The organism is Pigmentiphaga sp. MLSB6-MA01 (assembly GCF_058793475.1).
This window is the reverse complement of record NZ_JBXAFV010000003.1, coordinates 412,287-435,961: the sequence shown is the minus strand read 5'-3', so window position 1 is coordinate 435,961 and position 23,675 is coordinate 412,287. Positions and strand designations below refer to the sequence as shown.

19 protein-coding genes and 2 pseudogenes are annotated in these 23,675 nt (G+C 67.0%); 8 read left to right on the top strand and 13 right to left on the bottom strand.

Annotated elements, in window-relative coordinates:
* Position 1 precedes the first annotated feature (1 nt).
* Positions 2–850, bottom strand: coding sequence for an amidohydrolase family protein (locus AC1Q6E_RS07645; RefSeq protein WP_492572502.1), 849 nt, complete (start codon positions 848–850; stop codon positions 2–4).
* Complete coding sequence (locus AC1Q6E_RS07640) at positions 832–1,419, bottom strand: carboxymuconolactone decarboxylase family protein (protein WP_492572501.1); 588 nt, start codon at positions 1,417–1,419, stop codon at positions 832–834. Before AC1Q6E_RS07640 ends, AC1Q6E_RS07645 begins: the two co-directional genes overlap by 19 nt.
* 153 nt (positions 1,420–1,572) lie before the next feature.
* Here AC1Q6E_RS07640 and AC1Q6E_RS07635 point away from each other — a divergent pair, with 153 nt between their 5' ends.
* The 4 genes from AC1Q6E_RS07635 to AC1Q6E_RS07620 all read left to right on the top strand — a co-directional run bounded on the left by AC1Q6E_RS07635 (position 1,573) and on the right by AC1Q6E_RS07620 (position 5,370).
* Complete coding sequence (locus tag AC1Q6E_RS07635) at positions 1,573–2,349, top strand: enoyl-CoA hydratase/isomerase family protein (protein WP_492572500.1); 777 nt, start codon at positions 1,573–1,575, stop codon at positions 2,347–2,349.
* Positions 2,350–2,448: 99 nt separating this feature from the next.
* Positions 2,449–3,540, top strand: a complete 1,092-nt coding sequence (locus tag AC1Q6E_RS07630) for a GSU2403 family nucleotidyltransferase fold protein (protein ID WP_296555084.1) — start codon at positions 2,449–2,451, stop codon at positions 3,538–3,540.
* Positions 3,541–3,616: 76 nt separating this feature from the next.
* Complete coding sequence (locus AC1Q6E_RS07625; RefSeq protein ID WP_152797946.1) at positions 3,617–4,579, top strand: LysR family transcriptional regulator; 963 nt, start codon at positions 3,617–3,619, stop codon at positions 4,577–4,579.
* A gap of 17 nt (positions 4,580–4,596) precedes the next feature.
* Positions 4,597–5,370, top strand: coding sequence for an SAM-dependent methyltransferase (locus AC1Q6E_RS07620; RefSeq protein WP_492572499.1), 774 nt, complete (start codon positions 4,597–4,599; stop codon positions 5,368–5,370).
* Here the strand turns inward: AC1Q6E_RS07620 and AC1Q6E_RS07615 are convergent.
* Genes AC1Q6E_RS07615 through AC1Q6E_RS07605 form a run of 3 tightly spaced genes read right to left on the bottom strand, consistent with a single transcriptional unit; the run spans position 5,355 to position 8,896 of the window.
* A complete protein-coding gene (locus AC1Q6E_RS07615; RefSeq protein WP_492572498.1) occupies positions 5,355–6,542 on the bottom strand; it encodes a Gfo/Idh/MocA family protein in 1,188 nt (395 codons plus the stop codon). The genes AC1Q6E_RS07620 and AC1Q6E_RS07615 overlap by 16 nt on opposite strands.
* A gap of 14 nt (positions 6,543–6,556) precedes the next feature.
* Complete coding sequence (locus AC1Q6E_RS07610; RefSeq protein ID WP_152797949.1) at positions 6,557–7,870, bottom strand: Rieske 2Fe-2S domain-containing protein; 1,314 nt, start codon at positions 7,868–7,870, stop codon at positions 6,557–6,559.
* 12 nt (positions 7,871–7,882) lie between these two features.
* On the bottom strand, positions 7,883–8,896 hold the full coding sequence (locus tag AC1Q6E_RS07605) for a Bug family tripartite tricarboxylate transporter substrate binding protein (RefSeq protein WP_492572497.1): 1,014 nt from the start codon (positions 8,894–8,896) through the stop codon (positions 7,883–7,885).
* 190 nt (positions 8,897–9,086) lie between these two features.
* Between AC1Q6E_RS07605 and AC1Q6E_RS07600 the strand changes: the two genes are divergently transcribed.
* Positions 9,087–9,728 carry a MarR family winged helix-turn-helix transcriptional regulator gene (locus AC1Q6E_RS07600; protein WP_152797951.1) on the top strand — a complete coding sequence of 214 codons (642 nt, stop codon included), beginning with the start codon at positions 9,087–9,089 and terminating at the stop codon, positions 9,726–9,728.
* Positions 9,718–11,193, top strand: a complete 1,476-nt coding sequence (locus AC1Q6E_RS07595; protein ID WP_492572496.1) for a cryptochrome/photolyase family protein — start codon at positions 9,718–9,720, stop codon at positions 11,191–11,193. The genes AC1Q6E_RS07600 and AC1Q6E_RS07595 overlap by 11 nt, the downstream gene beginning before the upstream one ends.
* A 24-nt stretch (positions 11,194–11,217) precedes the next feature.
* Here AC1Q6E_RS07595 and AC1Q6E_RS07590 read toward each other — a convergent pair.
* Both AC1Q6E_RS07590 and AC1Q6E_RS07585 read right to left on the bottom strand, forming a co-directional pair.
* Positions 11,218–11,376 (bottom strand): annotated as a pseudogene (locus AC1Q6E_RS07590) (UbiD family decarboxylase domain-containing protein); the annotation flags it as partial.
* A gap of 150 nt (positions 11,377–11,526) precedes the next feature.
* Entirely contained in the window at positions 11,527–11,979 is a 453-nt protein-coding gene (locus tag AC1Q6E_RS07585; protein ID WP_492572495.1) for a MarR family winged helix-turn-helix transcriptional regulator, read from the bottom strand.
* Between the two features lie 85 nt (positions 11,980–12,064).
* Between AC1Q6E_RS07585 and AC1Q6E_RS07580 the strand changes: the two genes are divergently transcribed.
* Positions 12,065–13,756, top strand: a complete 1,692-nt coding sequence (locus AC1Q6E_RS07580) for an FAD-dependent oxidoreductase (protein WP_492572494.1) — start codon at positions 12,065–12,067, stop codon at positions 13,754–13,756.
* A 73-nt stretch (positions 13,757–13,829) separates the two neighbouring features.
* On the opposite strand, the gene AC1Q6E_RS07575 is transcribed toward AC1Q6E_RS07580, so the two are convergent.
* The 3 genes from AC1Q6E_RS07575 to AC1Q6E_RS07565 are packed head-to-tail and all read right to left on the bottom strand — an operon-like array spanning position 13,830 to position 19,221.
* Complete coding sequence (locus AC1Q6E_RS07575; protein WP_492572493.1) at positions 13,830–15,077, bottom strand: TolC family protein; 1,248 nt, start codon at positions 15,075–15,077, stop codon at positions 13,830–13,832.
* Positions 15,074–18,166, bottom strand: a complete 3,093-nt coding sequence (locus AC1Q6E_RS07570; RefSeq protein WP_492572510.1) for an efflux RND transporter permease subunit — start codon at positions 18,164–18,166, stop codon at positions 15,074–15,076. The genes AC1Q6E_RS07575 and AC1Q6E_RS07570 overlap by 4 nt, the downstream gene beginning before the upstream one ends.
* Positions 18,166–19,221, bottom strand: coding sequence for an efflux RND transporter periplasmic adaptor subunit (locus AC1Q6E_RS07565; protein WP_492572492.1), 1,056 nt, complete (start codon positions 19,219–19,221; stop codon positions 18,166–18,168). Before AC1Q6E_RS07565 ends, AC1Q6E_RS07570 begins: the two co-directional genes overlap by 1 nt.
* 149 nt (positions 19,222–19,370) lie before the next feature.
* Here AC1Q6E_RS07565 and AC1Q6E_RS07560 point away from each other — a divergent pair, with 149 nt between their 5' ends.
* Positions 19,371–19,577, top strand: a complete 207-nt coding sequence (locus AC1Q6E_RS07560; RefSeq protein WP_492572491.1) for a hypothetical protein — start codon at positions 19,371–19,373, stop codon at positions 19,575–19,577.
* A 553-nt stretch (positions 19,578–20,130) separates the two neighbouring features.
* Here AC1Q6E_RS07560 and AC1Q6E_RS07555 read toward each other — a convergent pair.
* The 3 genes and pseudogenes from AC1Q6E_RS07555 to glmS form a co-directional block, all read right to left on the bottom strand.
* The gene (locus AC1Q6E_RS07555) at positions 20,131–21,216 is read right to left on the bottom strand and encodes an HNH endonuclease (RefSeq protein WP_492572490.1); all 1,086 of its coding nucleotides are present in this window, start codon (positions 21,214–21,216) and stop codon (positions 20,131–20,133) included.
* Between the two features lie 97 nt (positions 21,217–21,313).
* Positions 21,314–21,454: pseudogene (locus AC1Q6E_RS07550) on the bottom strand (IS3 family transposase); the annotation flags it as partial.
* Positions 21,455–21,699: 245 nt separating this feature from the next.
* Positions 21,700–23,532 (bottom strand): glutamine--fructose-6-phosphate transaminase (isomerizing), encoded by a 1,833-nt coding sequence (gene glmS, locus AC1Q6E_RS07545; protein ID WP_152797958.1) that lies wholly within the window; start codon positions 23,530–23,532, stop codon positions 21,700–21,702.
* Between the last annotated feature and the right edge of the window lie 143 nt (positions 23,533–23,675).

Genomic DNA, 23,675 nt, shown 5'->3' with positions numbered 1-23,675 from the left:
CCTACGCGTAGAGCCGGGTCGGGTTGTCGACCAGGATCCGGCGCGCCAGCGGTTCGCTGTCGGTCCACGCCAGGAAGGTGTCGAACAGCCGGCGCGTGCCGGGCCACGGATCGATGCGGATGTGGGGCCAGTCGCTGCCCCAGACGAGCTGGTCGGGATTGGCCTCGACCAGGGCGCGATGGAAGGGGCGGCCGGGCTCCGGGTCCGGCGTATCCAGCAGGCTGCGGTAGGCCGACAGCTTGACCCAGGCCTTGCCGTCGCCCAGCAGCCTGGCCAGTTGCTGGAAACCCGGGTCGTCCGTGCCCGCCTCCACGTCGAAGCTGCCCATGTGGTCGATCACGACCGGGCAGGGCAGGTCCGCCAGCACCGGCGCGATGCCCGGCAGGGCCCGGCAGTCGGTCCACAGTTCGACGTGCAGTCCGGCATCGGCCACCGCGCGGGCCATCTGTTGGAGATCCTCGATCGAGGCGCTGCCGGCGAAATTCCCGGCCGCGCCGCTGCGGTGGCTGTAGCGCAGCGCGCGCACGCCGCGTGCGCGCAGCGTGGCCAGGTCCAGCGGCGTGCCGGGGCGCGCGACGATGACGCCGCGCAGGTGGTCGTGCGCGGACAGCGCATGGAACAGCAGCGAATAGTCTTCCCCGTACGCGCTGGGATGCACCAGCACCGCATGCGACAGCCCCTGGCTCGCGAGCATGGCCGAGTGGTCCGCGACCAGCGCTTCCGGCGGCGTGTAGCTGCGTTCGGCCGCCAGCGGAAAGCGGTCGTAGGGGCCGAGCAGATGGTTGTGGCAATCCCAGCCGGTGATCGGGGTGGCGTGCCGCGCGACCCCGATCATCGCGGCTTGCCCCATACCGCCGGGTCGTCCTGGGGCAGGGGAAAGGCGGCGACGACGCCGGGTTCCAGCGGGATCTGGTGCGCGTTCAACGTCATCGCCACCAACGTGTAGTAACCGATCAGCGCGGTCAGCTCCACCACCGCGCGCGCGCCGAAACGGGCCAGCGTCGCGGCGTAGGTGGCGTCGGACACCGACCGGTGGGCGTTCAGCTCGCTGGCGTAGCGCACCACCAGCGCATCGTCCTGCGCCAGCTCGATGGGGATGCGGCGTTCGCGCAGCGCCTCGATGATCCAGGCTTCCACGCCCGCCTTCTCGGCCTCGGTCTTGTGGGCGGCCCACTCGAAGGGCGAGCTGCAGGCCCGGGCCGTGACCAGGATGGCCAGTTCCGACAGCCGGGGCGGCAGCGTGGTGTCGTAGCGCAGCAGTTCGCCCATGGCCGACCAGCGCTCGGCCAGCTCGGGGTTGTACAGCGCGGCGCGCAGCGGGCCACGCAGCCGGCCACGCTTGCCGGCGATGACTTTGTCGTGCACCCGGCGTTGTTCCGGGCTCATGGTTTCGGGCGTGGGCAGGTCGATTCTCGGCATGGGCTCCTCTCGTCTTGCCTGCATTATCGGGCGCGCCGCCCGCGCGCGCTATGGCGCCGGGCGCATAGCAGCCTTGACCGCGCCCGCCTTTGCGCGGGTTGCGCGCGCGCCTAGACTCGCTGCGTATCCTGCCCACGATCACGACCCTTTTCCATGAACGAATTCAAGCAACTGCAACTGCGGGTGGATGGCCACATCGCGCTGGTGACCCTGGACAGCCCGCCGGTCAATGCCCTGACCCGCGTGCTGAACGATGAACTGACCGCCGCGCTGGACTGGATATCCGAGACGCCCGAGGTCCGGGTGGTGGTGCTGACCGGGGCGGGGAAGGTGTTCTGCGCCGGCGCCGACCTGAAAGGGCGGGCCGACGTGATCAAGGGACCGGGCGACCTGCCCGCTCACCTGCGCCGCACCCGCGAGTGCTTCCACGCCATCCGCGAATGCGCCAAGCCCGTGGTGGCGGCCATCAACGGCCCGGCGCTGGGATCCGGGCTGGCCATGGTGGCCTCGGCCGACGTGCTGATCGCCTCCGAGCGCGCCTCGCTGGGCCTGCCCGAAGTGGACGTGGGCCTCTTGGGCGGGTGCCGCCACGCGATGCGCCTGTTTCCCCATTCGCTGCTGCGGCGCATGATGCTGACCGGCTACCGGGTGCCGGCGGCCGAGCTCTACCGGCTCGGCATCGTCGAGGCCTGCACGGCTCAGGAAGACCTGCTGCCCGCCGCGATGGAGATGGCCGGCGTCATCGCCGCCAAGAGCCCCGTCTCCACGCGCATGGGCAAGCACACGCTGAACACCATCGAGGACATGAGCCTGCGCGACGGCTATCGCTACGAACAGGACATGACCACGATCATCGCCACCACCGAGGATGCCGCCGAGGCGCAGGCCGCGTTCCGCGAAAAGCGGGCGCCGGTGTTCAAGGGGCGGTAGGGTGTTATACCTAAGTTACATTTATCAGGTATAACATCTGCTGGCTTCTTCGTTGTACCCGAGTTACATTTTGAAGGTACAACCACTCAAAGGGGCATCATGTCCGCACCCTTCGCCCTGGAAGCTCATTACACGGCGCTGCCCATGCGGGCGCAAGCCGCTTTCGCCCAGCTTGGCGATGTTGCCGTGCGAGCCGAGATGGCCCGGAGTGTCGCCTTGTTATCCGGCTCGTTTTCCCGGCGCCAGGTTCGGGGCAAGACATACTGGTACTTCAAGCATACCGATGCCTCGGGCAAACAGCGCCAGATCTATGTCGGGCCCGATTCGCCCGAGATCAGGAGGCTCGTCGAAGAGAAGCAGTCCTCACCGCAGCCCGATGCCCTGCGCCAACTGGCGAAACTGGCCGCGGTCAGTGGGTGCCAGACGACCCCCTCGCTGCATTTCAGGGTGATCAAGCGGCTTTCCGACTATGGTTTTTTCCGCAGCGGCGGCGTGGCCATTGGTTCCCATGCCTTCATCGCCTACGGCAACATGCTGGGCGTGCACTGGGGAGGGGGCTCGGCGGCCATTACGATGGATATCGATTTCGCGCACGCGGGACGAAGCCTCAGCGTCGCGCTGCCGGCCGACGTCGAAGCGAATGCCGGCGATGCCATCGAATCCCTGAAAATGGGGTTCGTGCCGCTTCTTGGCGGCTCGGGTGGCGGGGCCGGCTCCTGGGTGATCCCCGATACACCGGAGTTCACCCTGGATTTCGTGACCCCGAAGACGACCACAGACGGCGCGCCATTCAAGCACGAGCAACTCGGGGTCATGCTGCAACCGCTGCCGTTCATGGAGTACTCGTTGGAAGACGTGCAACAGGCGGTCATCTTCGACATGACCGGAGCCGTCGTTCTCAATGTGCCTCATCCTGCCCGTTATGCGCTGCACAAGTTGATCGTCTTCGGCGAACGCAGCGGCGAGCACCGGACGAAGTCCAACAAGGATCTGCTGCAGTCGGCCTTGCTGCTGCATATCCTGCGTATTCAGCGGCCCGATGAAGTGGAGGAAGCGTGGCGCGACCTGGTGAGCCGAGGGCCAGGATGGAGGAAGCGTGCCAAGCTCGGCCTCGATGCAATCGAAAAACTGTGGCCGGACGAAGGATTCGCGGACTGGCTTCAAGGCGCAGTCAAGGCCTCTTCCAACTGAGTGAACCAGTCAGTGCATGTTTCGCCGTGGTGGGGGTATAAACTCGTCTTCTTTTCCTGGACGAGCGCCGCTTGCGATGCAGCATCCGAAAGCCACCAGCATCCAGCTGGACGTCACCGCCAGCCTGCAGAAATGGCGGGCTTTTCTCGCGATCGGCGAACTGGGCAGCCTGACGCGCGCGGCCCTGTTCCTGAACAGCAATCAATCCTTGCTCAGCCGGCAGTTGAACGCGCTCGAACGCGAGTGCGGCACGCGGCTGTTCGTGCGCACCGGCCGGGGCGTGGAGCTGTCGGACGTGGGGCAGCGCATCTTCCCCCAGGTGCGCGCGCTGCTGGCCGATGCCGAGCAACTGGAAAGCGAGATCCGCGAGCAGGCGCGCGACGCCAGCGGCCGCGTCACGCTGGGCACCCTGCCGTCCATCGGCCACCATCTGGTGGGCCAGCTCTTCACCGAGGTGCGGGCCCGCTATCCCGGCGTCAACCTGAAGGTGCTGGAAGGATCCAGCGGCCAGGTCGAGGAGTGGCTGGTCGACGCGCGGGTGGACATCGGCATCCTGTACCGCTACGGCGGCGCGTTGCCCGAGCATGAGCAGTGTCTGGCCACGGTGGACAGCTACCTGATCGGGCCCGCGGGCGACCGCCTGACCGCGCAGGAGGAAGTGCCCTTCCGCAGCCTGCACGAGCTGCCCTTCATCCTGCCCAGCGCGCCCAACGGGCTGCGCACCGCGCTCGATTCCATCGCGCGCCAGGAACACATCACGCTGGCCCCGGTGATCGAGGCCGATTCGCTGCCGCTCCAGGCCTCGCTGGTCGCGCGCGAGCGGCTGTACACGGTGCTGCCGCTGCACGCGGTATGGACCGAGGTCGGCAAGGGCGAGGTGCAGGCCGCCCGCATCGTCGATCCGCCGTTCCAGCGCGCCGTCGCGCTGGTCTTCGCCAAGACCAAGGGGCCCGGCAAGGCCGTCTCGGCCATCGCGGGCCTGATCGGCGAGATCGTGGACCGGATGGCGCGCGACGGCATGTGGCGGACCGACCGCTAAGTCCCAGGAGGAACCCGATGCCGACAAAACCCGGCAAGCTTTATCTCGTCAGCCTGGGAACGGGGGATCCCGATCACCTGACCCTGCGGGCCGACCGCGTCATGCGCGAAGCCGATCTGGTGGTGGGGCAGGCCGACGCGCCGTCCCGCTATCCGCAACTGGCCGGCAGGCGGTTCATGGAAGCCGGCCACGGCCTCTTCACGCCCATGGCGAGGCGGCGCGCCTCGCCGGAAGAGGTCGAGGCGGAAGAGGCTCCCCGCCGCCGGGCCATCCGCGATTGCATCGCGGCGGGTGGTACGGTGGCGGTCCTGACGCAGGGCGATCCGACGCTGTACGGTCCGCAGATCGGCTACCTGGACGCGTTCCGCGACCTCGGGCCCGAGGTCGTGCCGGGCATCTCCAGCTTCGCCGCCGGCAACGCGGCGCTGGGGTGCGCCGTGACCGGCGGGAGCGACAGCCAGTCGGTGATCCTGAGCCTGGGCAAGAACGCCAACGCAGGCTATGGCGGCCGTGATCGCCTGTCGGTGCTGGCGCAGAGCCGCAGCGCGCTGGTGCTGTTTACGATGCGGACCGACCTGGCGCGGGTGGTGGACGAGTTGAAGGCGGGCTATCCGGGCGACACGCCCGTGGCCATCGTCTGCCATGCCGGGCGCGAGGCGCGGCAGCGGGTGCTGCGCGCCACGCTGGATACGCTGGTGGAGGTGGCTGGCCGGCATGAACTGCCGTTCGAGCACCTCGTCTACGTCGGCGATTTCCTGGCGCGCCCGGCGGGCGACTACCAGGACGGCTGATGCGCCAGCGGGACGTCCCGGCCGTCCTTGGATGATTGCAGCATCGCCAGGCAGATCTCCAGCGTGGCCCGGGCCCAGCGGCCGTCGTGCCGGGGCGGCAGGCCCCGCCGCACGGCGGCCGCGAGTTCATCGATGACCTCGTGGCGCGGCACGGCCGGCCGGTCCAGCGGCACCCATCGTTTCTCTTCGTCGGCGTGGATGGCGATGCCGTCCGGCAGCGGCCGCAGGTCGGCATGGTCGCAGGACACGATGATGGGGCCGAAGTGCTGGTGGGCGCGGGGTTCGTCGTCGGCGGCCGGCGGCCTGTAGGCCGACCCGCCATAGGTGCCGGCGGCCTTGGCGCGGGCTTCTTCTTCCGGCGAGGCCACGGCGGCCAGCTTGCGCCGCGCGGCGCCGTAGTCGTCGGGCGACTTGCGGTTGCCCATCTCGCCTGTCCAGCCCGTCCATTCGTCGGAATCGAAATGCGCGTAGCCGTTGTAGGACAGCGAGGCGTAGGCGCCGGACTCGAACCACAGCATGGCCGAGTAGGCACCCTCGGTGACGCGGCGCGGATCCCAGTTGCCGACCGCGGCGCGCAGCCGCGTGGGCGGCGAGCCCGCCAGCAGCCGCACGATGTCCACCTGGTGCGCGGCCTGGCTGAAGATGGCGCCGCCGCCTTCGGCCGTGACCAGTTCCTCCGGCCGGCGCGGACGGTAGAGGTAGTCGGTGTAGTTCAGCGCGTGGATCATGCGGACCTGGCCGAACTCCCCGCTGGCGATCAGTTCGCGGGTCTTCAGGTAGGGCGTGTCGAAGCTGTGGCAGTGGCCCACGATCAGGTGCACGCCGGCGCGCTCGCAGGCCGCGATCATGCGGTCGCATTCGTCCATCGCCAACGCCATGGGTTTTTCCACCAGCACGTGCTTGCCATGCGCCGCGGCGATCTCGGCGTGGCGGGCGTGGAACTGGTGGGGGCTGGCGATGTAGATCGCGTCCAGCGACGGATCGGCCGCCAGCGCATCGATGTCGCCGTGCACCGGCACGCCGAAGTCGCGCGCGAACTGCGCGCGGGCGGCCTCCCGCGGATCGCAAGCCGCCGCCAGCACGATGCGCGCATCGCCCAGGAAGGTCGGCAACATCAGCGAAAAGGCACGTCCCAGGCCGGCTATGCCCAGCCGCATTGGAGCAATCGACATAAGGCTTCCCCTGGCTACACCTCGTAGTTGGCGTCGAGTCGCCGGGTGGCGGGTACGTCGTCCCACACATGGGACACCTGGTACTCGCGCCAGTCGACCGACTTGGGCACGATGGCCTGGAACGAACAGATCTCCTCGGGAATGGCGTTCTCGCCGAGGGCGATGGGCGCTTCGCCCGCCGCGAACTCGTCCAGCGCCGCCAGCATCCGGCGCCGGAACTCGACGATGGCCAGGTCGCTGGTGCCCAGCCTTTCCTCGGACCGGTCGGCCAGGGGGCCCATGGTCACCCACATGGCGATGTCCTGGTTGGGAAAGCCGGTGATGCCGGTGAAGTTGCCCGCCTTCATCGCCTGACGGTCCTGCCAGAAGCGGTTGTCGTGGTTGCGGTGCGGCCGGTAGCGGTCATCCACGTCCGGGCCGACCTGCGCGCGCAGGAACTTGCGCCAGGTCTCGGTATCGGGCGTCTTGGCCGGATGGCCCCAGGCCAGGAAGTAGAACGCCGTGTTCGTGTCGTCCATGGGCACGTTCACATTGGCGACGTTGTAGAGGTTGTTGGGCGGGACCAGCACCGTGAACGGGGCGACGAACACCGTCGATCGCACGTAGTCCTGCGTGTCGGCATCGAAGATGGGACGGCGGATGGCGGCGTAGCGGAAACCGTAGGGCGTGCGCTCGACCTGCAGGCGGGGTGCCTTGTCGGTGGACGGGCGCAGCCAATTCTTGTCGGTGGCCTCGGCGCCGTTGACCTTGGCCGGCACGAAGTCCGACGAGTGCAGGCTGGAACTGTGGGCCGAGTCGATCGCGCCTTCCAGTACCTGCGCCCAATTGCAGGGCAGGATGACCTTGGCGATGCTGACCTTGGCGTCCCGGGTCGGCGCCCAGGATGGAGGAACGAATTCGGGCGCATCGTCTGCCTTGCCCAGGAAGACCCAGACCATGCCGCCCCACTCCCGCGTGGGATAGGCCTGGGTCCGGACTTTCGAGGCCATGGGGCTGGTCCCGGGCTCGGACGCCATGTCCAGCACTTGTCCGCTCACGTCCATCTTCCAGCCATGGTAGAGGCAGCGCAGGCCGCCTTCCTCGTTGCGGCCGTAGACCAGCGAGACCCGCCGGTGCGGGCATTTCTCGTCCAGCGCGCCGATGCGGCCCTGGGTGTCGCGGAACACGACCAGATCCAGGCCCAGCAAGCGGGCATGCACCGGCGCGCCGTCCGGCTCGGCCACTTCCTCGATCAGGCACAGCGGCAGCCAGTGGCGGCGCATCAGCGCGCCCATCGGGGCGTCGCCCTCCACGCGGCACAGCCGCTCGTTCTTTTCACGCGACAACATGCTGCTTCTCCTTCAATTCTCTGGCTTGATGCCCGCGGCCTTGATCGGGCCGGCATAGCGGCGGGCTTCCTCATCGATGGCTTGCGTGTACTCGGACGGCGTTCCGCCCACGGGTTCGATGCCCAGCCCCTGCAATTGCTTGATGACCTCGGGCTGCTTGACCACCTTGGCGATCTCGGCGCTGAGCTTCTGCACGATGGCCTGGGGCGTGCCGGTGGGCGCCAGCACCCCCACGGTGACCGCGAAGTTGAAATCGGGAACGATCTCGGAGATGGCCGGAACGTTGGGCGCCAGGGTCGAGCGCTTGAGGGAATTCGTGGCCAGGATCTTGGCCTGTCCCTTCTGCGCGAAACCCGCCAGCGAGGGCAGCGCGGCCACCACCAGGTCTACCTGCTTGCCCACCAGCGCGGGCACGGCCTGGCCCGAACCCCGGAACGGCACGTGGTCCAGGCGCAGGTTCAGCGCGCTTTTCAGGGCTTCCATCGTCAGGTGGTGGCTGCTGCCCACGCCCGAGGAACCATAGGTGATGCCCGTGGGACTCTTCTTGGCCAGCTCGACGAATTCCTGCAGCGTGTTGGCGGGGAAGTCGGGCCGGGCGGCGATGAACAGCGGCGAGGTGGCTACCAGCGACACAGGCACGAAGTCGCGCTTGGGGTCGTAGGCGAGGTCTTTGTACAGCGACGGGTTGATCGACATCATCGAGCCGTCGGTCACCAGGAAGGTATAGCCATCGTGCGGGCTGCCCATCAGTGTCTGCGCGGCCACCACGCCGTTGGCGCCGGGCTTGTTCTCGACCACGAAGGATCTGCCCAGGTGCTCGGTCAGGCGTTGGCCGATGATGCGGGCCACCGTATCGGGCAGGCCGCCGGTGGCGTAAGGCACGACGAAGCGGACCGGGCGCGAGGGGTAGTCGGCCGCGTCGTCGGCCTTGGCCAGCGCCGGCGCACAGGCCAGCAGCGCGGCCAGGCCCAGGCGCGCGGCCGCCGTGGCGGTGTCTCGGGCGAGGCGGGGGGCGGAATGGGGCATGGAGGTCTCCTAGGGTGGATTCGCGCCTTGTGCCTGGCGCGTGTCTGCTCGTAAACCGGCACCGGCGATCCGGCCACGCTGGTTTTATTAGAGCTATAAGAATAATATTAAAGCTCTAAGTATTTTTCAAGCCCCCGTTCCCGTGCCACCGGACGGGTATCATCTGCCCGAGTACAGCCCCCGGAAGACCATGAGTTCCGCCGAAGACACCCGCAAGATCCTGGAGCATTGGCAGAGCGCGGCGCCCAACGATCGCCTGGCCCATCTCGTCAAGGACGCCACGCGCGCCTTCGTCCGCGCGTTGCAGATGAGGTTGAACGAGCATCACGTCTCGTTCGGACACTGGGCTTTCCTGCGTATCCTGTGGGAGCGGGACGGCCTGACCCAGCGCGAGCTGAGCGACGAGGCGGGGGTGATGGAACCCACCACCTACAGTGCGCTCAAGGCCATGGAAGCGCTTGGCTACGTCGAGCGCAAGCACCTGCCCGGCAACAAGAAGAACATGTACGTGTACCTGACGGACCGGGGGCGCGCGCTCGAGCGCAAGCTGATCCCGCTGGCCGAGGAGGTCAACCGGATCGGTATCGGCGGGCTGACCGAAGACCAGATAGACGTGGCGCGCAAGGTGCTCCTGGGCATCATCGCCAACCTGGCCGAGGACGAGGAAAAGGCCGAGGCGCGCAGCCTGCGCATCCCGTCCACCCGGGAGTTGTCGCGCCGCGTGTCTGAACGTGTGGAGCGGCAGCGCGCCCGCGCGCCCCGGCGCGAGGCCGAAGCCGGAACGCAGGCCGCCGCGCCGCGGAAAAAGCGGGTCGCCGCCCATGACGAATGAGGCGCGGACCGGGGCCGCCCTGGTGTGGTTCCGGCGCGACCTGCGCAGTTTCGACCACGCCGCGCTGCACCAGGCCCTGATACGCCACGGGAAGGTGTATTGCGCCTTCGTCTTCGATACCGACATCCTCGATGTCCTGCCTGCCCGCGCCGACCGTCGCGTGGAATTCATCCACGCCAGCGTGCTGGAGCTGGACCAGGCGCTGGACCGCATCGCGCGCGAGGCGGGGGCGGCGGGAAGCGGCCTGATCGTCCGCCACGGCGGCGGCGCGGCGGCGTGCATCGTCCGGCTGGCGCGGGAGCTGGGCGTACGGGAGGTCCTGGCCAATCGCGACTACGAGCCCGACGCGATCGCGCGCGACCAGCGGGTGGCGCGGGAGCTGGCGGACTGCGGCATCGCCTTCAGCGACTACAAGGACCAGGTGGTGCTGGACAGGGACGAACTGCTGACGCAGCAGGGCCAGCCCTACAGCGTGTTCACGCCCTACAAGCGCGCCTGGCTGCAACGGGCCGACGACTTCCAGCTCAAATCCTATCCGGTCGAGCGCCATGCCGCGCGCCTGGCGCCCAAGCCACCGGGCGAACATCCGCCCACGCTGGAGGCGCTGGGCTTCCTGCCCACCAATCTTTCCGCGCTGGCGCTGCCCACCGGCATGCGGGGCGGCCGCGAGCTGCTGCGGGATTTCGAGCACCGCCTGGCGCGCTATTACGAGGCGCGGGACTATCCCGCGCGCAAGGGCGTCTCGTACCTGTCCACGCACCTGCGCTTCGGCACCGTGTCCATCCGCCAATTGGCCGCGCTGGCGAGCCGCCACGGCGGCGAGGGGGCGCAAACCTGGCTGTCGGAGCTGGTCTGGCGCGAGTTCTACCAGATGATCCTGTGGCACCACCCGCGCGTGGTGCAAGGCTGCTTCAAGCCGGCCTTCGACCGCCTGTCCTGGGACGACGCGCCCGAACTCTGGCAAGCCTGGTGCGAGGCCAGTACGGGCTACCCGCTGGTGGATGCCGCGATGCGCCAACTGCACCAGACCGGATACATGCACAATCGCCTGCGCATGGTGGTGGCCTCCTTCCTGACCAAGGACCTGGGCATAGATTGGCGCCGGGGCGAGCGGCACTTCGCCGCGCACCTGAACGACTACGACCTGGCGGCCAACAACGGCGGCTGGCAATGGGCGGCTTCGACGGGCTGCGACGCGCAGCCGTGGTTCCGTATCTTCAATCCGGTCACCCAGTCGCAGAGGTTCGATCCCGATGGGAGCTTCATCCGGCGCTACGTGCCCGAACTGGCGCGTGTTCCCGGCCGCTTCATTCATTTCCCTGCCGCGATGCGGCCGGTGGATGCCGAGGCGTGCGGCCTGAGGCTGGGGCGGGACTATCCGCTGCCCGTGGTGGATCATGCGCGGGCGCGCACCCGCACGCTGATGCGCTTCGAGGCGGTGAAGGAGGCGCCGGCGGGTCCGTGACGCCACGGGCCCGCCGGCGTAGTAGTCCGTGAATTCGCCGAACGGTCCCTCGGGCAGCGTGTCGTCCGGATACATCTCGCCTTCCCGCACGATCTCGCTGTGGGCCGGCATGGGCAGCTTGTGGACTTCGCTCGGCACCACGTCGAAGGGCAGGCCGCTGCGCAGCTCGTTGCCGCCGGCCATTTCGTGCAGGAAGGGGATGGGAATCTTGAAGATGTCGACGTCGCCGTCGCGGTCGATGTTCTACAGGACCGGACTGGTTTCCACGCGCGCTCAAGCTGCTGGGGCTGGACGAGGATCTGAAGTAGGGAAGGGAAGCCGGCCGGCTTCCCTTCAATCGACCGACGCGGCGTAGGCGGCCAGGTCCTTCAACAGCACCGACAGGCTGCGGTTGCCGACTTCCTGGACCATCTCTTCCTGGGCCACCGCCACGGCCCGTCCGAAATCATCCAGCCACGCCAGCCCCGCGGGCGTGAAACGCACGATGCGGGCCCGCTTGTCCGTCGGATCGGCCACGCGTTCCACCAGGCCCAGTTCCTCGCACTGTCCGATCAATTCGTTCATCGCCGCGTTGGTCATGGCCGAGCGCCGGGCCAGGTCGGTGATGCGCGTGCCCTCCAGGTCCAGGTGGCGCGTCAGGTTCACGTGCCAGCGGCGCGTCTCGGCATGTCCCGCCTCGGCCATCAGGTCCATGACGCGCTGTTCGAAACGGCGCAAGGCGCTGTTGAGCACGCGGCCGGGGTTGTGGGTGCGCCAGAGGTAGGCGTCGCTGTCGAGGGTTTTCACGGGATCGAACTTGATTGTGCGTGGCAATTTACTTTGGTAACCTAAATAAATATCGAATCAGGCCAGCTAGAGAAGGAAACATACGATGCTTGACGACGCACAGTCTACTGTCAGGGCGGCGACCCGGCTCGACGTCGACGTACTGGTCGCGGGGGGCGGCCCGTGCGGGCTGATGCTGGCCAACGAACTGGGGCCGCGCGGCGTGCGCTGCCTGATCGTGGACGCCAAGCCCGGCACGGCGTTCAACCCGCAGGCCAATGCCACCCAGGCCCGCACCATGGAGCATTTCCGCCGCCTGGGTTTCGCGCACGAGATCCGGGCGCTGGGGCTGCCGGCCGACCATCCCACCGATATCGCGTACTTCACGCGCTATGCGGGCCATGAGCTCGCGCGCATCAAGCTGCCTACCGCCGCCGAGGCCGCGGTGCGTATCAGGACGATGACGGGTTCCTGGAGCGCGGCCGAACTGCCGCACCGCGTGTCGCAGAAGTTCGTCGAGGCGGCGCTGCGGCGGCATGCGCAGGCCTGGCCGTCGATCGACCTGCGCTACGGATGGGCGTTGAGGGAATTCCGCGAGGAGGACGATGGCGTCGTCGCGCTGGTGCGGCCGGTCGACGGCGGCGAGCCCGTGGAGGTGAAAGCCCGGTTCCTGGTGGGCGCCGATGGCGCGCGCAGCTTCGTCCGGGGACGACTGGGCATAGAGTGGGACGGCGTGACCGGCATCCAGCGCGAGTTCATGGGCGGCAAGATGTTCGCCATCTACCTGCGTTCGCCGGAGCTCCTGTCCAGGCTGCCGCACCCCAAGGCCTGGATGTATGTCGCGGTCAACCACCAGCGGCGCGCATTCATGGCGTCGGTGGACGGCGTGGCCGAGTTCGCCTTCCATGCGGCGGTCCACCCCGGAGAGAACCCGGAAAGCTGGACCGAAGCGGACGCGCGCCGCATCTTCGCCGAAGCCGTGGGGGGCGAGGTGCCGATGGAGATCCTGTCCATGGGCACCTGGCTGGCCGGGCACGCGCTGGTCGCGCGGCGCTTGCGCAGCGGCCGCGTGTTCATCGCCGGCGACGCGGCGCACTTGTTCACGCCCACCGGCGGCCTGGGCTACAACACGGCGGTCGAGGATGCGGTGAACCTGGCCTGGAAGGTCGCCAGCGTGCTCAAAGGCCAGGCGCCGCCGTCGCTGCTGGACAGCTACGAGGCCGAGCGCAGGCCGCTGGCCGAACGCAACACCGGTTTCGCCCGGCGCTTCGCCGATTCGGTGGGCCTGTTCCAGGCCCGGGCCGTGCTGGAAGCGGACACGCCGCAAGGCGCGGCCGAACGCGCGTCGGCCGCGCATCATCTGGATGAGCATGCGCGGCTGGAGTTCAACATCCCGGGCGTCACGTTCGGCGGCCGCTACGACGGCTCGCCCATCATCGCGGGCGACGGCGCGGCGCCGCCGCCGGACGAGCCCAACCAGTACGTTCCCACCGCCAGTCCCGGCGGCCGCCCGCCGCACATGTGGCTGGAGGACGGCCGTTCGCTGTTCGACCTGTTCCATCGCGAGTGGACGCTGCTGGTGCTGGGCGAAGACGAGGTATCGCACGCCGGTTTCGAGGCCGCCGCGCGCCAACTGGCCATCGACCTGAAACCCGTCCGGCTGGCGTCCCCGGCGCTGCGCGCGTTGTACGAAGCGCCGCTGGTCCTCATCCGGCCCGACCAGATCGTCGCCTGGCGGGGGGCGAACGCCGACGAGGCGCGTGCCGTATTGGCAACCGTCACTGGCCGCCCAGCCTGATCCCGTCTACACAACCGCTCCACAGGAGCGCCGATCCGCCAGGAATAGGAGTTCGAGGTGGCACGGCGTCATGTCAATCATCGAAGTCCCAGAGCTGGTGCGTGTCCAGTCGCAGGCGGCTGGCGCTTTCCAGTGCGTCGATACGTGCCGTGTGTTCGGCCAGCGTGGCGTCCGCCAAGGCCCGGCGGGTGATCAGCAGTTCGGACAGCCCGGATTCACCCGCGCGCCAGGCCCGTAACGCGCGTTCGGTGGCGTGGCGCTGCAGAGCCACTGCCTCGGCCTGTGCCCCGGCGGCTGCGCGCCTGCCGGTGAGCTGGTTCCAGAGTACGTCGAATTCCGCACCCAGGCGTCGTTCCACCGCCAATCGCAGAGACAGGGCCGCACTCGCGTCGGCTACCGCGGCAGCCGCCTGAGCCCCACGATGCGTTGAACCCAGCGGCAGGCTGATGCTGATGCCGGCGATACGCTCGGCACCGCCGCGTTCGCTGGCCGCGAACACGCCGATGGACGGGTCGGGGCGCCGCTCCAGATCCGCCCGGCGGGCCTGCTCCAGGGCCAGGCCTTCTTCGGCTCGCGCGAGCAGGTAGGCATGGCTTTGCTCGATGAAGCGGCTGCGTAGCCGCTCGAGACTTTCATCGGGAAGATCCGGCAGGATCATGCGGGAGGTTCCAGGTGTGCCCAGCCCGGGGAAGCGGGCTTGCAGTTCCGCGAGCGCGGCATTCTCCGAGGCCGTTGCGATGGCAAGCGCCGCCTGCATGCGCGCTTGTTCGGCGATCGCAAGCTCGCTATCGAGTCGCGCGGCGTCGCCGGCACGCTCCCGGCGTGTGACGACATCGGCCAATTCGGCCGCGGCCCGGGCGCCATCCTGGATGGCCAGGCGAGCCTGTGTCGTGCCAAGCGCGGCAAACCATGCCCGCAGTATCTCCCGTGCAACTTCGTGGCGCGAATCCCGGGCGGCGACGCGGCCGGTGGCCGACGTGGCGTCGGCCAGGCGGGCATCGGCTTCGGCTTTGCCCCACAGGCGCAGCGGTCGTTCGATCGAGATCTGGCCTTCGACATAGCGTTCTGCCGTACCCTCGCGAGTCGAGCGGCGTTGTCCGGTGGCTCGGATCACCGTTTCCCGAGCGCCGGCTCGCAATCCCGTGGCCCGTGCCTCGGCGCCCCGCTCGCGAGCTTGCGCCGCCTGTACCTCGGGCGCCTGCGAGACAACCAGTCGAACGGCCGATTCAGCGGGCAGGTAGTCGGGATATTCGATGGCATGGGCGTGCGTGGAGCCGGCCAGCAGGAGCATTGCGGTCCAACGAACGGATCGGTTCTTCATACGGACTCTCCTGAGGGACGCGCCACACCGAAGCGCTCGAACAACAGTGGCAGCAGCAGCAAAGTCAATGCGGTGGAGCTGACCAGGCCGCCAGCCACGACCACGGCCAATGGCCGTTGGATTTCGGAGCCGGGGCCGGTGGCCAGCAACAACGGCACCATGCCCAGCGCCGTGATGCAGGCCGTCATCAGCACCGGGCGCAAGCGGTCTCGCACCCCCTGGCGGACGGCCTGGGCCAATGGCACGCCGGCGGCGGTCAGGGTGTTGAAGTGCGATACCAGCACTACGCCATTGAGTACGGCGATGCCAAGCAGCGCGATGAATCCGACGGATGCTGGCACCGACAGATATTCGCCGGCCACGTGCAGCGCGGCGATGCCACCCACCAGAGCGAGCGGAATGTTGACAATGACCAGCAGCGCCTGTCTTGCCGAGCGGAAGGTGAGCGTAAGCAGGATGAAGATGGCGGCCAGGGCGGCTGGCACCACAACCGCAAGACGGGCCGCGGCACGTTGTTGGTTCTGGAACTCGCCTCCCCATACGATATGCAGGTCTTTTGGCAGGCTGGCCTCGGCGGCCACGGCGGCCTGCGCATCGCGCACGAAGCCCGTCAGGTCCCGTCCTTCCACGTTGACCTGCACCACGGTGAATCGCATGCCATTTTCGTGGTCGATCCGAACGGGACCGTCCTGGGGCTCGAGGCGTGCCAGCGAGGTCAGCGGCCACGTCTTGCCATCGGGCGCGGTGATCAGCAGACTGGCCAGTCTTTGTGGGGATCGCCGCAGCGCTTCGCCGCCACGAAGTATGAGCGGCGTCCGCACGACTCCCTCGGGAATGATGCCTACGCGTTCCCCCTCCACCAGCATGCGTAGTTGTGCCTGGAGAGCATCTCCGCTTATGCCTGACTGGCCGAGTGCTGCTCGATCCAGTGTCATCTTGAGGTACTGGACGCCGCTATTGGCCGGAGCAATGATTTCCGCCGAGCCAGGAACATCGCGCATGCGGGCGGCGATGGTTTGTGCCGCCGCGGCAATCGCGACCCGATCCGAGCCGAAGATCTTGATCGCAACGTCGCCTCGGGTGCCGGTCAGCATCTCCGAGACGCGCATTTCTATCGGCTGGGTGAAGCCATAGATCAGACCGGGAAAACTCGCCATGATCCGCCGTATGTCATCGGCGATGTCATTCTTGCTGCCTCGCCACGTGTTGCTGGGATTGAGGACGAGGAACGCGTCGCTTTCATTGAGCCCCATGGGGTCCAGTCCAAGTTCGTCCGAGCCGAGCCGGGATACGATCGAGCGGATCTCGGGGACCTGCTCCAGCAGCGCGCGTTGCACGCGCAGATCCATGTCCAGTGACGTTTGCAGCGAAATGGACGGGGCTTTCTGCAATTGCACGATCAGGTCGCCTTCGTCCATGGTGGGCATGAAGGTCTTGCCCGCCGCGACATACAGAAATGCCGCTCCTGCCAGTGCTAGCAACACGGCGGCGTAGACCGTTCGACGGTGGGCCAGGCTCCAGCCCTGCAGGCGCGCGAAACCGTGTGCCAGGTGGCGCATCAGCCATGGGGGACGGGCATCGTGAGCCTGCAGAAGCAGCGATGCCAGGGCCGGTACCACGGTCAATGCAATCAGGGCGGATGACATGAGGGCCATGACGATCGTGATGGCTACAGGCGCGAACAGCTTGCCTTCCAGGCCCTGCAGCGTGAGCAGGGGCAGGAACACGATGGCGATGATGCATACGCCCGCCAACATGGGTACGGAGATGGCGGAGACGGCGGCCCCGATCAGCGTCAGCCTGTCCGAGGTGCCGCCGTGGACGGGATTGGCCAGCGCGGTCTCCACGTTCTCGACCACTACCACGGCCGCGTCCACCAGCATGCCCAGTGCGATGGCGAGTCCTCCCAGGCTCATGAGGTTGGCCGTCAGGCCGGCATAGTGCATGAGCAGGAACGTGGCGAGTATGGCGAGCGGCAGCGTCGCGGCGACGACCAGCGCCGCGCGCACACCCCCCAGGAACAGATAGAGCATGACGATCACGAGCACGCAGGCTTCGAGCAACGCGCGTGTCACGGTGCCCGCGGCGCGCGAGACGAGGTCGCCACGTTTGTAGAACACTTCGACGTGCATGCCTTCAGGCAGTCGTGGCGCCAGTTCGCCCAGCTTGGCCTCCACGTCCCGGACCAGGCCACGGGAATCCACGCCCCTCAGGCCGAGTACCAGTCCTTCCACGGTCTCGCCGCGTCCATCCCGGCTGACCGCGCCATTGCGGGTGGTTTCCCCCATCAGCACCGTCGCAACGTCGCCGACGGTCACGGCCGCTTGCCCGGTGTGGTTGGAAGCGGGTTCGATGACGATGGCCCGCAGGTCTTCCAGCCCGCGCGCGCCCCCCTCCAGACGCACCACCCAGTGTTCTTCGCCCTGGTCCAGCCGGCCGGCCCCGTCGTTCCGGTTGTTGGTCTCGAGCGCGTGGCGCAACTGGTCCAGCGTCACCTCGCGGACGCGCAGGCGGTCCGGGTCCGGAACGACCTCGTAGCTGCGCACTACGCCACCCAAGGGATTCACGTCGGCCACGCCGGGCACGGTTCGCAACGCAGGACGTATCACCCAATCCAGGACTCGCCGGCGTTCCGCCAGGGAATAGGCCTCGCCCTCGATGGTGAACATGAACATCTCGCCCAGCGGCGTGGTGATGGGGGCCAGTCCTCCTTGGGCCGTATCGGGCAGGTCGCGCGCGATTCCGGCCAGGCGCTCGGATACCTGCTGGCGTGCCCAATACACATCCGTGCCTTCGGCAAAGTCCACCGTGACGTCGCTGATGCCGTACTTGGAAACCGATCGCACCATGGTCTTGTTGGGCAGGCCCAGCAGTTCCTGTTCGATGGGTGTGGACACACGCTGCTCCACCTCCTCGGGCGTCATCCCGGGGACCTTCAGGATGACCTTGACCTGGGTGGGAGAGATATCGGGAAAGGCGTCGATGGGAAGATTGACGTAGGCCCATGCGCCCGCGATGGCCAGGGCACAGGCAGCCAGGAGCACCAGCGTGCGTTGCCGCAGCGAGAAATCGATCAGACGTGCCAGCATCATCGATTTCCCGCCATCAAGCCCTTGAGGGCGGCAATGCCGGAAACGGCTATGCGTGTGTCGGCAGGCAGCGTCCCACGCAGTACCGCAGTGACGTCGTCGCTCGCATCGATCGCCATGGGTTGGAACCGCACCCGCCCCATGGCCTCTGTGAACACGCCGGACCTTCCCTGCCAGTGCGCCACCGCGGCCGCCGGCACGCGCACCCGTCTTTCGGTCTGGACGTTGCTCGCGAATGTCAGCACGGCGGTGACGCTTTCTCCCACGCGCAGGTCGCCGGGCTGTTGCAGGCCGATGCGTATTCGCATACCGGCGGAACCGTCGCCCACGGGAGCCACCCCCGCCACAAGGCCGGCCGCGCCGCGCATGGGCACTTCCACGCGATCTCCGATCGCTGGCAGCGGAACGTCGCGGCCTATCAACATGTCGAGCTCCAGGGCCGACGTGTCGGCAATCCGTATCAGAGGGGCGAGAGCGTCCACACGCGTCCCGGGAAGGACATGGACGTCGGCCACGATGCCCGCGCGGGGAGCCAGCAATCGTGTTTCACCGTCGATCAGCGCGACACCGCTGGCAGACAATTCGGCGCGCCTGGCTTGCAACATGGCGGCCGCCTCGGCCGCGCGGGCCTGGGTCGCTTCCCAGCGGCTGGTGGCGATGATGCCGTCCTCGAGAAGGACTTGGTCGCGGGTCAGCGCCTGGCGTGCCAAGCGTGCCTGGGATTCGGCCTCGGAAAGCGCCCGGCGCGCTTCGTATAGCTGCGGGCTGGTGAAGCTTGCCAGCGGCTGGCCGCTGCGCACGGTCTGGCCGATCGCCACCAGCACGCGCGGCACCGCCCCCGGGTAGGGGGCCGCTACCACGGCCTGGGCGTCGGACCGGAGTATCACGCGAGCGTGGGTGGTTACTTCCAGGCGAGGCGCGGCGGCGATGGTTTCGAAGCGCACGCCCAGCGTGCGGGCCTGTTCCGGGGAAAAATCCACCGCCGGCGCGTCGGCGGCAATGGCGGGAGCCGGCAGCGTGAGCGCGCCGGTCAGCAACAATCGAGCAATGAGCATTCCTGGCTCCAAATGCGACCGGATGGCCTGCGGGGACGGGCGCAGGCACGAGCGGTCCAGGTCTTGTTAGGACGAGCGAGTCAGGAAAACCGGGGAGGGGCCTGGGCGGGCGAGGGACGGATGAGGAGGTCCCGACATCGGACGCCCAGATGTTCCGAAGGGCGGCGAGGGGGGAGCAGGTACAGCCTGTACAGGCGCGCCGCCAGCATGCCAAGGGTCAGCAGCGCCAGGCCGACGATGGCCAGTGGGGGCAGGAGCGGGAAGTCCAGGGGCTGCAGGGCGGTTTGTACGTCTATCTCGAAGGGCTCCGCATCCTGATGGGCATCGGCATGCGGAACCCCGACGGGCTGTCGTGACTGGAAATGAGAATCAACCAGTCTCGATGGGAGGGGGTGCACGTGCAGGCCAGCTTGTTTCGGTGTTCCAAGATGGCCATGCAATAGCGGGATCAAGAGCTGTGCCGCCATGATGAGCAGCACTACCGTGATCCTGAGAGGACATCTCCGGCTTGCACGCGACATGCGTGGATTATAACGCGCCCTTGACTGGAGAAAATAAAGTCGGTCGAGAGCGCCGCGGTCAAGCCATTGATCCATAAGACGTTAGGCCGCACTCGAAAGTCTGTCGGACGTAGTCAGTTTGTCGTCTCAAGTTTCACACCGACAAACAAAGTCAGTCGGTGCTGCAAGGGCCAGTCCGACCAAACCAGCCGCCCGGTTCGGCATAGATCGCGCGGGGGTATTCAAAGAGGGCTACCCCGCAACAGCTCCGCGCCTTCGCGCAAGGTCTGAGCGGATATGGTGGAACGACGGGGTAAGGGCGTCACCTTAGCCGCATCGTTCGGCCGTAGACCTTGATCATTTCGGCGCGTATGGCTACCCAGTCGAATGCCATGGAGTCTCCTTCCGCTCAGTCAGCTTCGGGCTCTGCGTCCGGCACCGCCACGATGTCGGGTTGGTCGATGAGCTGGTCGTAGCTGAAAGTCATGAAAGTGGACTCGCCGCGAACGAGCTCGGTCCCACTCATGTCGAAGTCTTTGTGGCCGGTCCTGCCGTATCGCAGTTGATGCTCGACATCCGCCCAGGTGTTCGGCCACAGGGCTGTGGTGAACTTTCCCACCTCGAGCTGCTTGCGATCTTCAATGTGCATGGGCAGCGCGATTTGGAAGACGTGATTGCTGAGCTGCAAGATGAACTGAATGTAGAGGCAATCGTCGGGGCTCCCCAGCTTGCGCCGTAGCAACCAGCAGGCTACCCGGTCGTTGGGCACTGGGCCTGGCGCGAATTGGTAGAGGATGCGGAGCGGCCGGTAGGGATAGCTCTCAAACGTGTGGGTTGGCAGAAGAATCCACTTCTTCAAGTGGGCGCACCGATGCTCCACGTCGGGAGGCATCACCGCAATTGCCATTTTCACCAAGCATTTGAAGGCGCCCATTGGCACGTAGGCTGGCCGGTCGAGCGTGAGTTTGACGGTCTTGGTCGCTTCGTCGAGCTGGTGGCGGACATCGTTGGCTCCCATGAGTATCTTGAGGCCATGGCGCACAGCGCCCGAGCCCGTCTCGGTCGGCGTAGAGGCGACAGTAGCGTCGATACGGAACTTCTTATCGTTGGACTTGATGGAGGGGACGCCTTCCTTACCCTTGATGCGGCCCAAGCTCCGCCAAGGCAGCGTCCACTTGCCGAAGTCGTCTTCGATCCGCTTGGCGAAGTCCCCATTGCAGGTGTCGCACTCCTCGTAATCGAAAAGCCAGTCGTTGCCCACTTGGTCCGGAATGGCATGGGCGAGCTTCTTGAACTTGACCTCCGGCGCGGCCCGCCCGCAGTAGCGGCAAACCTGCTTGGCCTTGTCGCCGAGGTAGACGCGCTCGCTGTCCGGCCGGAAGGCGAACATGTTGGCGATTTCGTACCGAGCATCGAACCATTCAAGGCGCTCGACCATAGCTTTTTTGATGTCTGCACGGAGCTGCACGGCGTCTATTTCGGCAGACTGCGTCATGGCTTCCTCCTTGATCTGGCGTGCGACTGTTCAGCGCGAGCTGCCACTATACTCACCCTGCATCGCCCCGGGTTTCGCGGAGGTCATTTTGTTTACGTCAGGCCCTTACAGCCTGACTGGTTTGACTCCGGTAATAGTTTGACTCAGCTTCAGCCGGTGGCATGCAGCCAATCGGCGCGAGCAATCGGTGATGGTTGAACCAGGCCACCCACTCAAGGGTTGCCAGTTCCACGGCTTCAGCGTTTGCTCACGGCTCAATGGCAGGGCTGCCAATCATCTGCGCTTCCGCTTCAGGGGAGATAGCAGACCATGACGGGGATTGAGACCAGCGACAGCTCAGGCCGAAAAGCAGCCGTCCCGCATGCCCTCCACTATGGCCCCTTCACACGCGCCCCTACCCAAAAAGTAGGGGGCCGACGGCCCCCTCTCTTCGCTCAGACTCCGACGAACTTTATTTGCTCCAGTCACCCTTTCTCGCCGGACTCACTCCACCGTCACGCTCTTGGCCAGGTTGCGCGGCTTGTCCACGTCGGTGCCGCGCGCGCACGCCGTGTGATAGGCCAGCAACTGCATGGGCACCACGTGCAGGATGGGCGAGAGCCAGCCGTAGTGCTCGGGCATGCGGATCACGTGCACGCCGGTTTCCGAGCGGATGTTGCTGCCGGCGTCGGCGAACACGTACAGGTGGCCGCCGCGGGCGCGCACTTCCTGCATGTTCGATTGCAGCTTCTTGAGCAGCGCATCCTGCGGCGCCACGGTGATCACGGGCATCTGGTCGGTGACCAGGGCCAGCGGGCCGTGCTTGAGTTCGCCGGCCGGATAGGCCTCGGCGTGGATGTAGCTGATTTCCTTGAGCTTGAGCGCGCCCTCGAGCGCGATCGGGTAGTGCATGCCGCGGCCCAGGAACAGGGCGTTTTCCTTGCGCACGAACTCCTCGGCCCACGAGATGATCTGCGGCTCCAGGGCCAGCACGGCCTGGATGGCGACCGGCAGGTGGCGCAGCGAGCGGATGTGGTCGGCTTCCTGTTCCGTGGTCAGGCGGCCCTTGCTCTTGGCCAGCGCCAGCGCCAGCAGGAACAGGCCCACGAGCTGGGTGGTGAAGGCCTTGGTCGAAGCCACGCCGATTTCCACGCCGGCGCGGGTCAGGAAGTTCAGCGTGCATTCGCGCACCATGGCGCTGGTGGCCACGTTGCAGATGGTCAGGGTGTGCTTCATGCCCTGTTGCTGCGCATGCTTGAGCGCGGCCAGGGTGTCGGCGGTCTCGCCCGACTGCGAGATGGTGACGACCAGGCTGCGCGGGTTCGGCACGCTGGTGCGGTAGCGGTACTCGCTGGCGATCTCGACGGCGACCGGGACCTGGGCGATGGCCTCGATCCAGTACTTGGCGGTCAGGCCGGCGTAGTAGCTGGTGCCGCAGGCCAGGATCAGCACCGAGTCGATCTGGTCGAAGACGCCGGCGGCGGATTCGCCGAACAATTCGGGCGCGATGGTCTCGATGTCCTGCAGGGTGTCGCCGATGGCGCGCGGCTGCTCGAAGATTTCCTTCTGCATGTAGTGCCGGTAGGGGCCGAGGTCGGCCGCCGCGGTATGCGCGATCACGGCGCGGGCCGGCCGCTCGACCGGCTGGCCGTTTTCGTCGACGATCCAGACGCGGGCGAGCTGCAGGTCGACGACGTCGCCGTCTTCCAGGTAGATGATGTTGCCGGTCGTGCCGGCCAGGGCCAGCGCGTCGGAGGCGAGGAAGTTCTCGTTTTCGCCCAGGCCGACGATGAGCGGCGAGCCGTGGCGGGCGCCGACCACGCGATGCGGTTCATCGCGGCAGAACGCGGCGATGGCGTAGGCGCCCTGGAGTCGCTTGACGGTCTGCTGCATGGCGGCGAACAGGTCGCCGTCGTACAGGTGGTTGAGCAGGTGGGCGATGACCTCGGTGTCGGTCTGGCTTTCGAACTCGTAGCCGTAGCCTTGCAGCTCGGCGCGCAGTTCCTCGTAGTTCTCGATGATGCCGTTGTGCACCAGCGCGACGCGGCTGCGGCCGTTGCGGTCGGCCGAGAAGTGCGGGTGCGCGTTGTTGGTGGCCGGGGCGCCGTGGGTGGCCCAGCGGGTATGGGCGATGCCGGTGAAACCGGTCACCTTTTCGCCCGCGATCAGCGATTCGAGTTCGGCCACGCGCGAGGTGCTGCGGGTGCGCCGCAGTTCGCCCTCGAGGTGGACGGCTACGCCGCAGGAGTCATAACCGCGGTATTCCAGGCGCTTCAGGCCTTCGATCAGAACGGGAACGATGTCGCGTTGGGCGACGGCGCCGACGATGCCACACATGATGCTTGTGTCCTTGATGAACGGGTCCGGCGCAATTCTGGTCTTTTCAGGGGGAAATGTAATTACTATTTTTAGGTATTTTTTGCTGAAAATTTCTTTCTGAAGAGTGGAAGAATTTTTCTTAAAAAATTACTATGATAGTT